This is a genomic window from Streptomyces sp. NPDC034049, from assembly GCF_055575575.1.
On the sequence record NZ_JBVISJ010000004.1, the window covers coordinates 86812 to 100737 of the forward strand.

Annotated in this window: 10 protein-coding genes; 5 read left to right on the plus strand and 5 right to left on the minus strand. The window is 71.4% G+C overall.

What is annotated here, in order from left to right:
- The first annotated feature begins 1 nt into the window (after nucleotide 1).
- The 5 genes from ACZ52C_RS13600 to ACZ52C_RS13620 all read left to right on the plus strand — a co-directional run bounded on the left by ACZ52C_RS13600 (nucleotide 2) and on the right by ACZ52C_RS13620 (nucleotide 6375).
- On the plus strand, nucleotides 2–1612 hold the full coding sequence (locus ACZ52C_RS13600) for an FAD-dependent monooxygenase (protein ID WP_469074879.1): 1611 nt from the start codon (nucleotides 2–4) through the stop codon (nucleotides 1610–1612).
- A 34-nt stretch (nucleotides 1613–1646) separates the two neighbouring features.
- Nucleotides 1647–2906: a 3-deoxy-7-phosphoheptulonate synthase gene (locus ACZ52C_RS13605; RefSeq protein ID WP_469074880.1), complete on the plus strand. Its 1260-nt coding sequence runs from the start codon at nucleotides 1647–1649 to the stop codon at nucleotides 2904–2906.
- Nucleotides 2907–2957: 51 nt separating this feature from the next.
- Entirely contained in the window at nucleotides 2958–3728 is a 771-nt protein-coding gene (locus ACZ52C_RS13610) for a 2,3-dihydro-2,3-dihydroxybenzoate dehydrogenase (RefSeq protein WP_469074881.1), read from the plus strand.
- Between the two features lie 77 nt (nucleotides 3729–3805).
- A complete protein-coding gene (locus ACZ52C_RS13615) occupies nucleotides 3806–4462 on the plus strand; it encodes an isochorismatase family protein (RefSeq protein ID WP_469074882.1) in 657 nt (218 codons plus the stop codon).
- Nucleotides 4459–6375 carry an anthranilate synthase family protein gene (locus ACZ52C_RS13620; protein WP_469074883.1) on the plus strand — a complete coding sequence of 639 codons (1917 nt, stop codon included), beginning with the start codon at nucleotides 4459–4461 and terminating at the stop codon, nucleotides 6373–6375. The genes ACZ52C_RS13615 and ACZ52C_RS13620 overlap by 4 nt, the downstream gene beginning before the upstream one ends.
- Before the next feature lie 857 nt (nucleotides 6376–7232).
- Here ACZ52C_RS13620 and ACZ52C_RS13625 read toward each other — a convergent pair.
- The 5 genes from ACZ52C_RS13625 to ACZ52C_RS13645 all read right to left on the minus strand — a co-directional run bounded on the left by ACZ52C_RS13625 (nucleotide 7233) and on the right by ACZ52C_RS13645 (nucleotide 13898).
- Nucleotides 7233–8123 carry a 2-hydroxy-3-oxopropionate reductase gene (locus ACZ52C_RS13625; protein WP_469074884.1) on the minus strand — a complete coding sequence of 297 codons (891 nt, stop codon included), beginning with the start codon at nucleotides 8121–8123 and terminating at the stop codon, nucleotides 7233–7235.
- 57 nt (nucleotides 8124–8180) lie between these two features.
- Nucleotides 8181–9020 (minus strand): TIM barrel protein, encoded by an 840-nt coding sequence (locus tag ACZ52C_RS13630; protein ID WP_469074885.1) that lies wholly within the window; start codon nucleotides 9018–9020, stop codon nucleotides 8181–8183.
- Nucleotides 9021–9655: 635 nt separating this feature from the next.
- Nucleotides 9656–10327 carry a response regulator gene (locus tag ACZ52C_RS13635; RefSeq protein WP_469074886.1) on the minus strand — a complete coding sequence of 224 codons (672 nt, stop codon included), beginning with the start codon at nucleotides 10325–10327 and terminating at the stop codon, nucleotides 9656–9658.
- On the minus strand, nucleotides 10324–11661 hold the full coding sequence (locus ACZ52C_RS13640; RefSeq protein WP_469074887.1) for a sensor histidine kinase: 1338 nt from the start codon (nucleotides 11659–11661) through the stop codon (nucleotides 10324–10326). The genes ACZ52C_RS13635 and ACZ52C_RS13640 overlap by 4 nt, the downstream gene beginning before the upstream one ends.
- 98 nt (nucleotides 11662–11759) lie before the next feature.
- Entirely contained in the window at nucleotides 11760–13898 is a 2139-nt protein-coding gene (locus tag ACZ52C_RS13645) for an MMPL family transporter (RefSeq protein ID WP_469074888.1), read from the minus strand.
- Nucleotides 13899–13926: the final 28 nt, after the last annotated feature.

Below are 13926 nucleotides of genomic sequence, written 5' to 3' on the forward strand. Positions count from 1 at the left end.
CGTGCCCGACCACGTTTCCGCCCTCCCCGACAGCACACCCGTCCTGATCGTCGGCGCCGGACCGGTCGGCGCGACCCTCGCGCTGGAGCTGGCCCACCACGGCGTGCGCAGCACCGTCGTCGAGCGTTCCACGACCGTCTCGGCGCACCCCAAGATGGACTTCATCAACGGCCGCAGCATGGAGTTGCTGCGCCGCCTCGGCGTGACCGAGGAGATTCGCCGCCGCGGTGTCGCCGCCGACGAACCGTTCGACTTCCTCTGGACCACCGACCACGGGCAGCCGCCCGTCTCGGTGTGGAGGTACCCGTCGGTGGCGGGGCTGCGCGAGAGGTTCGCCGAGGTCACCGACGGATCCGCCCCGCTGGAGCCGTACCAGCGCCTCCAGGGCTCGCTGCTGGAGGACGTCCTGCGCCGGCAGGTGCGCGAGCATCCGCTGATCGACCTGCGTGAGGGCTGGGCCCTGCTGGATCTGACGGACGACGGGAACGGGGTGTCGGCGCACCTGTCCGACGAGGTCCACGGCACCGAGCACACCGTGCGCGCCGATCACCTCGTGGGGTGCGACGGGGGCGGCAGCACGGTGCGGCGTCGCGCGGGCATCGCGACCGGGCAGAGCGGCCCGAGCACCCGCCACTGCGATGTGTACTTCCGCAGCGAGGATCCCGCCCTGTTCCGCCACGGACCGTCCTTCCTGACCATCACGGCCGGCGGGGCGACCCTGGTGAACCGGGACGGCGGGCGTACCTGGACCGGGACGTTCGTCCTCCCCGAGGGCACACCCGAGCCGGCGGAGCCGCTCGCCGTCGTCAAGGAGCGGCTGGGATTCGACTTCGCGGTCGACGAGGTGCTCAACGTGGCCCACTGGTACGGGCGACTGGCGGTCGCCGACTCCTACCGCAGCGGCAGGGTCTTCCTCGCCGGGGACTCCGCGCACCAGTTCTATCCGACCGGCGGGCACGGGGCGAACACCGGCCTCGGCGACGCCTGCGACCTCGGATGGAAGCTCGCCGCCACGGTGAACGGCTGGGCCGGTCCGGGCCTGCTCGACTCCTATGAGGCCGAGCGCCGGCCCGTCGCCCTGTTCAACCGCGAGATGTGCGCCAACCTGCTCGCCGTGTGGATGCGGTTCCCGCAGCTGGCGGCCGCCGGGGCGACACGCCCGCAGCTGGCGGCGTACCTCGACAAGGAGAGCTTCCAGATCGACAACATGGGCATCCACTTCGGCTACCGCTACACCGGCTCCCCGGTCGTGCGGCACGAGGACGGACCGGAGCCCGACTGGCAGTGGCAGGCGATCGTGCCGACCACCTGGCCCGGTGGCCGCGCGCCGAACGTGCGGCTGACGGACGGCACACCCCTGTTCGACCGGCTGGGTACCGGGTTCACCCTGGTCGACCTCTCCGGCGAGAACCGGGGCAAGGACCTGGCGGAGCAGGCACGGCGCGGGGGCTTCCCCGTCGACCTGCTCACCGTCGACAGCGCCGCCGTACGGGCCGTGTGGGAGCGCGACCTGGTGCTCGTCCGGCCCGACCACCATGTGGCCTGGCGCGGTGACGAGGCACCGGCGGCCCGGGAGTGGGAGGAGCTGCTGAACCAGGTCACCGGCAGCTGAACGGCAAGGACGACTCAATCAACGGGGGAAGTGAATGTCAGGGATCGCCGACGGGTCCGCCACTCTGGCCGCCTGGACGGACGTCCGCGCGGCCGAGGGCGCCCACGGGGACACGGATCCGCCGCCGGCGCGGCAGCAGCCCGTCTGGGCGGATCGGGAACTGCTCGTACGGGTGAGACGCCGACTCGCCGCCTCACCCGCGCTGGTGCGGGTCGAGGACACCGACCTGCTCCGTCGCCTGCTCGCGCGCGTCGCGGCCGGCGAACTCCATGTGATCCAGGCCGGAGACTGCGCCGAGGTGCCGATGGAGTGCACGGCCGGGTCCGTCGCCCGCAAGGCGGGCGTGCTCGACGCGCTGGCGGGCGTGATGAAGACCGTCTCGTCCAAGCCGGTGCTGCGCGTGGGAAGGATCGCCGGCCAGTTCGCCAAACCGCGCTCCCGTGCGACCGAACTGGTGAGCGATATGGAACTCCCGGTCTACCGCGGCCACATGGTGAACGACCCGCAGCCCGCCCCGCACGCCAGGCGGCACGACCCCGCCCGGATGCTGACGTGTTATCAGGCCGCCCGTGACGCGATGACGTTCCTCGGCTGGGCCGACGACGAAGCACCTCGGCCGCCCGGCTCCCGGCCGACGCCCGAGCCGCCCGTCGAGCCCCAGGTGTGGACGAGCCACGAAGCGCTCGTACTGGACTACGAGGTCCCCCTGCTCCGGCACACGGACGACGGGCGGCTGCTGCTCGGTTCCACGCACTGGCCCTGGATCGGCGAGCGGACCCGTCAACTGGACGGCGCGCATGTCGCGTTGCTGGCCGACGTGGTGAACCCCGTCGCCTGCAAGGTGGGGCCGACGATGACCCGCGACGAGGTGGTGGCCCTGTGCGAGCGCCTCGATCCGGCACGCGAGCCGGGCCGCCTGACGCTCATCGCGCGCATGGGCGCCGAGGCGGTGACAGCGAAACTGTCGCCGCTGGTCGAGGCGGTGCGCGGGGCGGGGCACCCGGTCATCTGGCTGACCGACCCGATGCACGGCAACACCGTCAACGGGCCGGACGGCCTCAAGACCAGGTTCGTGGAGTCGATCCTGCACGAGGTCGGGGAGTTCCAGTCGGCGGTGCGCGCGGCCGGGGGCGTCCCCGGCGGCATGCATCTGGAGACCACGCCCGACGAGGTCACCGAGTGCGTGTCCGACCACACGCGGCTCGACCAGGTCGGCGTCAAGTACACGAGTCTGTGCGACCCGAGGCTGAACCCCCGGCAGGCCATCGCGGTGGCCGCCGCGTGGCGGGGATGAGTGAGGGGTCGAATTCCGCGAACGAGGAAGTCAACGGGGAGGTTCGTAGGGATGGAAGGCAGGACAGCGATAGTCACCGGTGCGGCAGGTGGGATCGGTGAAGCGGTCGTCCGGAGTCTGGGCGAGCGGGGCGTCAGGATCGCGGCGGTCGACAGGGACACCGACGGGCTCGACGCGACGGTGGGGCGACTGACCGCGGAAGGATTCACGGTGGAGGGGTTCCCCACCGACGTGACCTCCGCCGCGGCGGCCGAAGCGCTGGTGGAGGCGGTGGAGCACCGGGTGGGGCCGGTGGACTATCTCGTCAACGCGGCGGGAGTGCTACGGCTCGGCGAGGCCCGCAAGCTGACCGAGGAGGACTGGCTCAGCACCTTCGCCGTGAACACCACGGGCGTGTTCCACATGTCCCGGGCGGTGGTCAACCGGATGGTCGATCGCACCCGGGGAGCGATCGTCACCGTCGCCTCCAACGCGGCGGGCACGCCCCGCACGGACATGGCCGCCTACTGCGCGTCCAAGGCGGCCGCGACGATGTTCACCAAGTGCCTGGGCCTGGAGGTCGCCCGCCACGGCATCCGCTGCAACGTGGTCGCGCCGGGTTCCACGGACACCCCGATGCTCACCTCCATGTGGCAGGACGAGTCCGGCCCCCGCCACACCGTCGAGGGCCGCCCCGAGGCGTTCCGCGTGGGCATCCCGCTGGGCCGGATCGCCCAGCCGTCCGCCGTGGCGGACGCGGTCGTCTTCCTTCTCTCGGACCAGGCGTCCCACGTCACGCTGCACGCCCTCACCGTCGACGGAGGCGCGGCGCTCGGCGTCTGACCATCGCACGCACAGCTCTGTCCGGCCGCGCCGGCACGTCCGGGCGGCCGGACACCCTGATCCCACGGGAGACGTTCATGTCCGGCATACCCCCTGTCCACTCCTACCCCCTGCCCACCGCGAGCGACCTGCCCGGCAACACGGCGCCCTGGATGCCGGACGCCGGCCGTGCGGTCCTCCTCGTGCACGACATGCAGCGCTACTTCCTCAAGCCCCTCCCCGCGGACGGGGGGCTGCGCGACCAGCTGGTCGGCCACGCCGTACGACTGCGCGAGCGGTGTGCCGCCGTCGGCGTCCCGGTGGCGTACACGGCACAACCGGGAGGCATGGACGAGCGGGAGCGAGGGCTGCTGAAGGACTTCTGGGGTCCGGGGATGCGCCCGGCCCCCGAGGACCGCCAGATCGTCGACGAGTTGGCGCCGGCCGAGACGGACCGGATGTTCACCAAGTGGAGATACAGCGCCTTCTTCCGCTCCGGGCTGCTCGAATGGATGCGGGAGTCGGGGCGTGACCAGCTCATCCTGTGCGGGGTGTACGCGCACGTCGGAGTGCTGGTGACGGCCGTCGAGGCGTTCAGCCACGACATCGAGACGTTCCTGGTCGCCGACGCGGTCGCCGACTTCTCCGAGAGGCACCACCGGCTCGCCCTGGAGTACGCGGCCGAGCGCTGCGCGGTGGTCCTCACCACCGAGGCGGTCGTCACCTCGCTCGACGCGGTGGTGACGGCCCAGTGACATCGCCACGAGCGAGCGCGCCGCAGGATCCGCTGGACCGGGTGCTGGTTCCGCAGCCCCCTCCCTTCGCCCTGCTGCACCGGCCCGAGACAGTGGGACCGGGGCTGCTGGAGGTGGTGATCGGAGAGGTCTCGACGCTGGACTCGCTGGCCGAACTCCCCATCCGCACACAGCCGGCGCAGCCGGGACGGGCGGCTCACGAGGTCCTGGCGCTGCTCCCCTACCGTCAGATCGCGGAGCGCGGCTTCGCCTGCGCCGACGACGGCGCGCCCCTGCTGGCCATGACGGTCACCGACCAGGCCGTGCTGACGGTCGCCGACGCGGTACGCCGCATCGCGGAGGTGCCGATCGAGGTGACCGGCAAGCACTTCGACGTGGACGACGACGCGTACGCCCAGATCGTGCGCAACGTGATCAGGGACGAGATCGGCGAAGGCGAGGGCGCCAACTTCGTCATCCACCGCTCGCTGGTCGCGGACATCACGGACTACACGCTCGCGCACGCCCTGTGCTTCTTCCGCCGGCTGCTGGAGTGCGAGCAGGGCGCCTACTGGACGTACCTGGTGCACACCGGGGATCGGACCCTGGTCGGTGCCAGCCCGGAACGGCACATCAGCCTGCACGACGGTGTCGCGGTGATGAACCCGATCAGCGGCACCTACCGCTATCCCGCGAGCGGTCCCACGCTGCCGGACGTGATGGCGTTCCTCGCCGACCCCAAGGAGACCGACGAGCTGTACATGGTCGTCGACGAGGAACTGAAGATGATGGCCCGGATCTGCCCGGACGGCTGCCGTGTCACCGGACCGTATCTGAAGGAAATGGCCCGGGTGGCGCACACCGAGTACTTCGTCGAGGGGCGCACCTCGCGCGATGTGCGCGAGATCCTCCGCGAGACCATGTTCGCGCCCACCGTCACCGGCAGTCCGCTGGAGAGCGCCTGCCGGGTGATCAGCCGTCATGAGCCGCGGGGCCGGGGCTACTACAGCGGAGCGGTCGCCGTGATCGGACACGACGACGCCGGCGAGCGCACCCTCGACTCCTCGATCCTCATCCGCACCGCCGACATCGACGGTGACGGCCGGTTGCGCATCGGCGTGGGGGCCACACTGGTACGGCACTCGGACCCGCGGTCCGAGGTCGAGGAGACCCGCGCCAAGGCCGCCGGGCTGCTCACCGCCCTGGAGAGCGACCGCTCGCCGGGCTTCGGCGCGCATCCCCACATCAACGCGGCGCTCGCCCGGCGCAACGACACGATCGCGGGGTTCTGGCTCGCCGATGCCACCGAGCGCGAACGCCCGGACTCCGCGCTCGTCGGCCGTAGGGCGCTGATCATCGACGCCGAGGACACCTTCACCTTCATGCTCGACCAGCAACTGCGGGCGCTGGGGCTGGAGGTGACCGTCCGCCGCTACGACGAGCCGTACCGCCTCGACGCCCACGACCTCGTCGTCATGGGACCGGGGCCGGGCGATCCTCGCGACACGGACCACCCCAAGATCACCCACCTGGCCGCCGCGACCGATCGGCTGCTGGACAGCCGGCAGCCGTTCCTGTCCGTCTGCCTCAGCCATCAGGTCCTCGCGACCCGGCTGGGCTTCCCGGTGCGGCGACGCGACGTGCCCAACCAGGGCGTGCAGAAGGAGATCAACCTCTTCGGGAGCCTCGAACGCGTCGGCTTCTACAACGCCTTCGCCGCCTGGAGCGACGAGGACAAGGCCGACTGCCCGGGGATCGGTGTGCTGGAGATCAGTCGCTCACCGGAGACCGGAGAGATCCACGCCCTGCGCGGGCCGCACTTCTCCTCCTTGCAGTTCCACGCCGAATCCCTGCTCACCCAGGACGGTCCACGGATCCTGCGCGAGGCCACGGCCCGCCTCCTGCACGACCGCGCCAGCAGTCGGCCGGACTGATCCGGGACACCGCACGACCGTGCGTGCGCGAAAAAGCCCAGCGCCCGCGGACGACCCCCGACGTCCGCGAGCGCTGGGCCCACCCCCCGGCAGCGCGCCCCCGTACAGACCGGGCCGCTTCGTCGCACTGCCGTTCGTGGCCTCCCGTTCCCCCGATTCCCCCGGTGGAGGCCCGATCCCCTCGTAGGGGACGCTTCCCCCGTAGAGGCCCGCCGCCCCCGTGCCGGCGGGCCTCTGTTGATGAGAATGTTCCCGCACACAGGGGGAGTTGAAGCCCCGGGGCAGTGGTTCAGAGGTTGATTTGAGGGTTCCGTAGACGGGCTACGCACCCTTGCGTAGGCAGGGCCCGGCGTGGGCGCGGCCGGGTGATCACCGAGCGTCGACGGGTCGGACCGCGGCGGCCGCGGCGGCACCGGTTCCGGGTCCCTCACGTCGAGACGCGGGCCGGCGCCTTCGCCACCGCACTGGCGCGCATCGCCGCCGCGGTCCGTGCCCTGCCCGCGGGTCGCCGACGCACCCCTCATCCGGGTCGGTCGGAAACGGTCGCGGGCGGTGCGTCCGGTGGCGGGTGGGTGACCACCAGGGACCGGACGCCGATCGGGGATGGAAGGGGATGGAAGAAGTCGATCGCCGGGTGGAGGGGACGGCGCACCCGTCGGCGACGGCCCGAGCCTCACCCACCGTCGGAGGACGTACGAAGGTCGAGACGGGCCGCCGACAGCCCTGAGGAAGTCGGCGTACCCGGGGCGGTGATCCCGGCGGTGGTCGGGAAGGCGGTTCCGGCCCGCGGTGGCGCCTGGGCGCGACAGGACAGATGTCGGCGCCGCCGCGGACCGGAGGTTCGGTGAGCCGGCGCCTCAGACCCGGGCGCCGGAGAGGCGCTCCACGGCCCGCAGCAGGGCCGAGTGGTCGAGGCCGCCGTCGCCCTGGGCGCGCAGCGAGGCGACCAGTTGGGCCACCACGGCGCCGACCGGCAGGGCGGCGCCCACGGTGCGGGCGGCGTCGGTGACGATGCCCATGTCCTTGTGGTGCAGGTCGATGCGGAAGCCCGGCCTGAAGTCGCGGTCGAGGAAGTTCCCCTTCTTGCGGGTCAGCACGGCCGACCCGGCGAGCCCGCCGTTCAGCACGTCCAGCGCCGCCTTCAGATCGACGCCCGACCTCTCCAGGAAGACCACGGCCTCGGCGCACGCCTGGATGTTCACGGCGACGATCAGCTGGTTCGCGGCCTTCACGGTCTGTCCCGCGCCGTGCGGACCGCACCGCACGATCGTCCTGCCGAGCGCCTCGAAGAGTGGCTGGGCCTCGTCGAAGTCGGCCTGCTCCCCGCCGACCATGATGGACAGCACGGCCTCGACGGCGCCCGCCTCGCCCCCGGAGACCGGCGCGTCGAGCACCCGGATGCCCTTCTCCCGCGCGGCCCTCGCCAGGTCGACGGAGGTCTGCGGGGTGATGGACGACAGGTCGATCAGCAGGGTGCCGGGTCGGGCGTGGGCCAGGATGCCGTCGGGGCCGTACGCGACGGCCTCGACCTGCGGGGAGGCGGGCACCATCGTGATGACGACATCGGCGTCGCGCACGGCCTCGGCGACGGAGGCCGCAGCGGTCCCGCCGGCGGCGGTCAGCCGGTCGAGCTTGTCCTGCTCCAGGGTGTGGCCGGTGACGTCGTAACCCGCCTTGATCAGGTTCTCGGACATGGGGGAGCCCATGATGCCGAGGCCTATCCACGCGACCTTGGGGAGATTGCTCATGGTGAGGGTGCCTCTCTGACTGCTCTGCTACGGCGGTGGGGTGGGCCTCGGCGGGCCTCAGCGGGCCGCGCGGACCTGACGGGGGAGCCAGTCGAAGGCCTCGGCGCTCGGCCGGTCGCCCGGCTTGTACTCCAGCCCGACCAGGCCCTCGTAGCCGGCCTTGCCCAACTGGTCGAGCAGGTCCTCCAGCGGGAGGGTCCCGGTGCCGGGGGCCCCGCGGCCGGGATTGTCGGCGATCTGCACGTGCCCCGCGCTGCCGGTGTGGTCGGCGATCACCCGCGGCAGGTCCTCGCCGTTCATGGACAGGTGGTACAGGTCCATCAGGAAGCGCGCGTTGCCGAGGCCCGAGGCCTCGTTGACCCGGTCGACGACGCCGACGGCGGCCGGGGCCGACACCAGGGGGTAAAGCGGGGACTCCACCTTGTTCAGGGCCTCGATCAGCAGGACCGCGCCGACGCGGTCGGCGGCCCGCGCGGCCAGGACCAGGTGGTGCAGGGCCAGGGCGTCCTGCTCGGCCGGGTCCACGCCGGCGACGCGGTTGCCGTACAGGGCGTTGAGGGCCGTGCAGCCGACGGACCCGGCGAACTCGGCGACCACGTCGACGTTGGCGCGGAAGCGCTCCGACTCCTCACCGGGGATCGACAGCGCGCCCCGGTCCGGTCCCGGCAGCACACCCGAGTAGAAGTTCAGCCCGGTCAGCCGTACTCCCGCGTCCTCCAACGAGGCCCGCAGGGCGTCGAGTTCGGACCGAGGGGGAGTGGGGGAGTCGACCCAGGGCCACCACAGCTCGACCGCGGTGAAGCCGGCCGCGGCGGCGGCCGCGGGGCGCTCCAGGAGCGGGAGTTCCGCGAAGAGGATCGACAGGTTGACGGTGTAGCGCTGCTCCGCGAATCCCATGGGGCCTCGGACGCTCCCTTCCGTGCACTCTCCGGATAGCATTTCCGTATAGTGGAATTCAATTTCTGCTTAATGGAAGATTGCCGCCGCAGGTCGGAGCTTGTCAAGAGGGCTCGGTGGAAATAGGCGCCGCGCGTTAGGTTGTGCCCGTGCGATGGAGAGTGGAGTGCTGTGACGCGGCTCTGACCTGCTGGAACGCGCCCTGAACCATGCTGAACTGCAGAAACGCCCCTCGCCTGTTCTCGTCACTTCGCGGCGTTTTCCAGGTATGTGTGCCCTGGATGTGCCCTGTGGGGAGGTGGGCGAGGGGGCTCGCTGTGCCGTACTCGCGTGGGTTGTCGACGGGCAGAGCCCCAATCTGGGTGGGCGGGGACGGTGCGCTGGTCAGGTCGCCGGCCGTGGCAGGGTGGCGAGGCGGGCGAACGCTCTGACGAGCTCGTCTCGCCAGGGCCAGGTAGTAGAGATCCGCAGGTAAGTGGTGGCGCATGCCCTCGTCGAGAACGAACAAGGACAACTGGGCGCCGGGATGTGCGCACCGAGGGACAGAGCAATGCCCGTGCAACCACAGGGAGTCGAGGGACCGTACAACCGACCCCCGGAACGCAACCTGAACCCGCCCCGAAGTCGGCCCGAACTCAGACAGTCCCAGGTATCACAAGCCCCGACTCGTACGCCACGATCACCAGCTGTGCCCGGTCCCGCGCCCCCAACTTGCCCATGATCCGGCTGACATGGGTCTTCGCGGTCAGCGGGCTGAGCCCCAACGCGTCGGCGATCTCGGGGTTGTTGAGACCGCGCGCGACCAGCGCGAGCACCTGCCGTTCCCGTTCGGACAGCCCGCTCGGCCCGCCCACCGCGGATGTCGTCCCGGTGTTCGGCGCGCGCAGAAAGCGGGCGATCAGCCGCGAGGTGGGACCGGGCGAGAGGAGGGACTCCCCCGCGGCCACCGTCCGGATGGCGTCGAGGAGTTCGGCCGGCCTGATGTCCTTCACGAGGAAGCCGGACGCCCCAGCCCGCAGTGCCTCGACGATGTGCTCGTCGGTCTCGTACGTCGTCAGGACGAGCACCTTCACCCCCGCGAGATCCTCGTCGGCGGCGATGAGCCGGGTCGCCTCGATCCCGTCGAGGTCGGGCATGCGGATGTCCATCACGATGAGATCGGCTCGCGCCGACCGGGCCAGCGCCACGGCCTCCCGCCCGGTGCCCGCCTCGGCGACGACCTCCATGTCGCCTGCCGACGAGACGAGCATCGCGAAGGAGGCCCGTACGAGGTTCTGGTCGTCGGCCAGCAGTACGCGGATGGTCATCGAACCTCGTCCTCCCGGGACAGCGGCAGTGTGGCGGTCACCTCGAAGCCCTCGGCGGGCCCCGGGCCGGCGTCCAGTGTGCCGCCCACGCTACGGGCCCGCTCCCGCATTCCGATGAGCCCGAACCCCGGCGTGCCGTCGGACGGACCCGTCCCGTCGTCCGTGACGCTCACCCGCAGCGCGCCGCCCGCGGTCCACAGACCCACCCGCACGGTGAGGTCCTCGCGGCCGCCGTGCCGTACGGCGTTGGTGAGCGCCTCCTGCACGATCCGGTACGCGGCGGCGCCCACGGAGGGCGGTATGTCGTCCGCACGGACGGACAGTTCGACCTTGGCCCCGGCCACCCGGCCGGACTGGGCGAGACCGGCCAGTCCGTCGATCCCGGGCAGCGGCCCCCGCATGTCCTCGGCCCCGGAAACAGAACCGGACACGGAACCGGCCCTCGCTCCCGGATCCGCGCCCACTCCCACGACCGTGTCATGCGTCCGCAGCACCTCCAGCGTCGTACGCAGTTCCCTCCGGGCGGTCCGGCAGGTCCCCGCGATGTCGTCCAGTGCCTGGGCGACCGCCTTGCGGTCGAGGCGCTCGGGGTCGGCGGTGAGGACGTGGGCCGCCACGGACGTCTGCACGCCGATGAGCGTGATGCTGTGGGCGAGCAGATCGTGCAGGTCACGGGCCATCCGCAGCCGTTCCTCGGCGACGCGGCGCCTGGCCTCCTCCTCCCGGGTGCGCTCCGCCCGTTCGGCCCGCTCGACGATGGAGGCGACGTACAAGCGGTAGTAGCGGACGGCGATACCGACGAACAGGACCGCGATGATCCAGCCGGAGATCTCCAGGGATTCCAGCGCCCCGTCCTGGTTGGTGAGGCCGTTGCTGATCACTGTCGGGCCGAGGACGGCGACACCGGTGAGCAGCGTGCGGCGTACGGCGCCGGTCGCCGCGACGGTGTAGAGCGCCAGGACGGTCGCGGGGACAGGCGGGGCGGGGTTGTAGTCGAGGGCGTAGTACGGAGCCATGCAGGCCACCACCCCGAGCAGGGCCACCGCCGGACGGCGGCGCCGCCATACGAGAGGCACGTACCCGGCGAGCAGCAGCTTCCAGCTGAGATGGCCGGGCGGGATCCCTTCGCCGCCCATCAGGGCGATGGCTACTGCGAGCGCGGCGACGCCCAGCGCGAGGACCGCGTCGTTGCGGGTGCGGTGCGGCGCGGTCAGCGGTTCGCGGTGGATGGCGGAGATGACGCGCTCGACGCGACGGGACCGCCCGCCGCCACCGGCCGCCGTCTCCGCCGCCGGCCGGTCGCGTACCCCTGTGATCGTTCCCCGTTCGTCCACGGCTCCATCTTCCGGTACTCGTGTGGGAACCCGGGCGCCCCTCCGGAAGAAGGGGCGCCCGGGCGGGCCCGCGGGATCAAGGTGCTCGATCAGCGTGCTCAGGGTGCACTGACGGTTTCCGGCTGCCGGGGCGGCTCGGTCGGTCCGCCCCTTCCGCTCGACCCGGCCGGTTCGGCCGGCTCAGGCTCCCGGGAGAGCACGCCCGGCCACCACACCTTCCGGCCCAGGGCGACGCTGGCACTGGTCACCAGATACGTCCGTACGAGGAAGGTGTCGAGCAGGACGCCGACGGCGATCACGAAGCCGAGCTGGACCAGCTGCACCAGGCCCATGTTCGTCAGCACGGCGAAGGTCGCGGCGAGGACGAGTCCGGCGGAGGCGATGACGCCGCCGGTGGTGCGCAGCGCGGTGAGTGCCGCCTCGGCCGGTTCCGCTCCCGCCAGGGACTCCTCCCTCATCCGGTGCATGAGGAAGATGCCGTAATCGACGCCGAGGGCGACCAGGAACACGAAGGACAGCAGTCCGAGCCCCGGATCGGTGCCCTTGAGGCCGAGGAGCGGTTCGAAGACCAGTCCGCCGATCCCGAGGGAGGCGCCCCACACCGCGACGACCGCGACCACCAGGAGCAGCGGTGCGACCAGACTCCGCAGCAGCCCGATCAGGATGAGCATCACGGAGGCGAGGACGAGCGGCACGACGATCTTCGTGTCCCGGGCGTTGGTGACCTCCAGGTCGATCTGCTGGGCGCTGTCTCCGCCGACGTAGGAGCCCTTCAGTTCCTTCCGCAGGGACTTGATGGTGGCGGTCTCCCCCGCCGACTGGGGTGCGCTCTTCGCGAAGACGGAGATCTCGGTCCAGCCGTCTCCCGTGCGCCCCTTCTCCGCGCTGCCCACGCCGGGTGTGCCGCGGACGGTCGCGAGGGTCTCGTCGGCGCGCTCCTGCGGGGTGATCACGTCGATGGGCTGGCTGCCACTGTCGGGAAAGGACTTGGCGAGGGTCTCCATCGCGACGACGGACTCCGGCTTCTTGACGAAGGAGTCCTCCTGCTTGAGTGATCCCGGCAGGTCGAGTGAGCCGAGGGCGAGGGCGCCGAGCAGTACGGCACCGCTCGCGAGTACGGTCAGCGGCCTGCGTCCGGCAGAGCTGCCCATCGCCGAGAACAGACTGCGCCGCTGCTTGGGCGTGCTCCCGAAGGCGGGCACGAGCGGCCAGAACACCCGCCGTCCGGCCAGTACGAGGATGGCGGGGAGCAGGGTCAGCATCGCGATCAGCGCGCACAGCACACCGACGGTACCGAGCGGGCCCATGCCCTTGCTGCTGTTGAGGTCGGCGGCGAGCAGGCACAGCAGTCCGGCGGCGACGGTGCCGGAGGAGGCGAGCACGGCGGGCCCGCAGCCGCGCAGGGCGGCGACCATGGCCTCGTACGGGCGCTCGATACGCCGCAGCTCCTCCCGGTAGCGCGAGACGAGCAGCAGCGCGTAGTCCGTGCCCGCCCCGAACACGAGGATCGTCATCACGCCCGAGCTCTGCCCCGAGACGGGGGTACCGAAGGCCTGGTTGAGGCCGTAGGAGACACCCATCGACATGAAGTCGGCGATCCCGGCGACGACGAGGGGCACGAGCCACAGCACGGGGCTGCGGTAGATCAGGATCAGCAGTATGGCGACGACGGCGACGGTGGTGTAGAGCAGCGGTCCGCCGAGCGAGTCGTAGACCGCGCCGGAATCGGTGTCCAGCGCGCCGGTGCCGCCCACATCGACGCTCAACCCGCCTTCGTCCTGGGCGACTTCGCGAACGTCGGTTACGAGCTTGTCCTGCTTCTCCTCGTCCGCCCCGGGCTCGTTGCTGGCGACCGGGTACATCAGGGTCGTGCCGTCCTTGGACGGAATCCCCTTGGGAGTACCGCCGATCAGCTTGTGCTGCCGGCTGATCTCCGCGACCTGCCCGGCCGCGGTCTCCCGGTCGGCCGCGCTGAGCCCGCCGTCCCGGTGGTAGACGAGCACCATCTCGGTGGTCTCGCCCCCGGGCAACTTCTCCTCGATCTTCGCCGCTCGCGTCGAGTCCGCGCTCGCCGGCAGGTAGTCGGTGACCTTGTCGTGCTGCACGTTGCCGAGCTTCGCCGCGAACGGCCCGACGAGCGCGATCACCGCAATCCACAGCCCGAGCACCGCCCATGGAACGGCTCGCCCGCGCCCCGGCCCCAGCCTCGTCGTAGCGGTTGTCTCTCTGGCCCTCATCGACCGATCTCCCTCCGGGTGACGTCTG